This window comes from Roseibium sp. RKSG952, assembly GCF_009711355.1.
Genome location: NZ_SMMF01000510.1, coordinates 1 through 1,473 on the forward strand (window position 1 = coordinate 1; position 1,473 = coordinate 1,473).

Genomic DNA, 1,473 nt, shown 5'->3' on the forward strand with positions numbered 1-1,473 from the left:
CAATGCCAGCCTGACCAACACCGGAACGATTTCCAGCATCAATGGCCAGGCCATTCTGGTGGATGGCGCCAATGCGGAGTTGAGCCTCTCGGATGCCGGACAAATCCGCGGATCGATTTCCTTTACCGATCCGGAAAGCGCGAGTTTCGCTGTCACTGCCGACCGCACCACGATCATCGGCTTTGAAACCTTGCCAGGGACAATTCACAGCGGCTCCCTGCAGTCTGTTTCCTACGGATCCAGTGTGCTGGTGGTCGATCCGGACGATTTTGCCACAAACACGGATGCGCCGACCTTCAACGCCCTGACGCGCGAAGTTTCCGGCACCATCGAAGCGCAACTGGAAGCAGGCCGTCTGGCACCGTCAGGCTACACCGCGACCAATGGCACCCATGAAAGTCCGGCCGCTTCCGGCCGCCGGTTTTGGGGAACGCCCTTTGGCGGTGCCCTGTCCCGCTCCGGCAACGACGGATTTGACTACACATTTGGCGGTGCCATGGCCGGTGCCGATCAGGTATTTTCAGACGGTTTGCGCGGCGGCCTCACCGGCGGTTTTTCCATCGGGCACACGGACAGCAACAATGATGTCCAAAGCGCCAGCAGCTACAGTCTGTTTGCCGGTGGCTACCTGACGCGGAACTGGGGACCGACATTTGCCGACTTCAGCCTCGTCGGCGGATATCTGAACAGCTCCGAAGACGTTACCGTGGCCAGCACGTCCGCGGCCAGCGGAGAAGATGTCATTTCACTGGACTATAACTACCTGTTCGCGTCTCCGACAGCACGGATCGGCCATGCGTTTGCCGCTGGCAACGGCGTTCTGACCCCGAGCCTGCGCCTGCGCTATTCCGGCCTTGTCCAGACAGGCGATGCCCGTGACGGTTCAACCGGCCTCACCGTTTCGGACCGCGCCCTTCAGGTGCTCGAATTGCGCGGTCAGGCGGGATATGACTTCGACCCGGTCGCTGGCATGAACGGCACCTGGCACCTCGGTTTCAAGGCAGGCGTCGATGGCATCTTCACTTTGGATGACAGCCTTGACGGCAGTCTGGCCGGCACGGCGCTCGACCTCGCCACCAGCTCGGACGAAGCGATTGTGCGCGGCTTTGCCAAGGCAAATGCTGTCTGGCAGGCAAGCAACGGGATGCAAGTGATCAGCAGCATTGAAGGCGGCTATGACAGTGCCGACACCTTGTCGGCCTCCATGCGCCTCGGCTTTACCGCCAACTTCTGATCGCCTGCACCTTCACTTGGTGTGCGGAGCCGTTCAATCCGAACGGCTCCGCAGCCGGATTTGGCATTGTCAGATCGAGGCGCCTGTTTTGGGGCCTCTCTTCAGACTTTCCGGTAAATCCTCGGCCGGACGATGTGGACTGCAGTCAGGGCCGCCAACGTTGCCCCGATCGCAGCCAAACACAGCAGCCACTTGGAAACGGGTTCCATCGGGTAGTGTCAAAGATCTTTCGCACTTTT

1 protein-coding gene is annotated in these 1,473 nt (G+C 60.4%); it reads left to right on the plus strand.

What is annotated here, in order from left to right; all coding sequences use genetic code 11:
- Positions 1-1,234: autotransporter outer membrane beta-barrel domain-containing protein (locus tag E1297_RS01870; protein WP_155133173.1), on the plus strand; the 1,234-nt coding region annotated here is incomplete at its 5' end.
- Between the last annotated feature and the right edge of the window lie 239 nt (positions 1,235-1,473).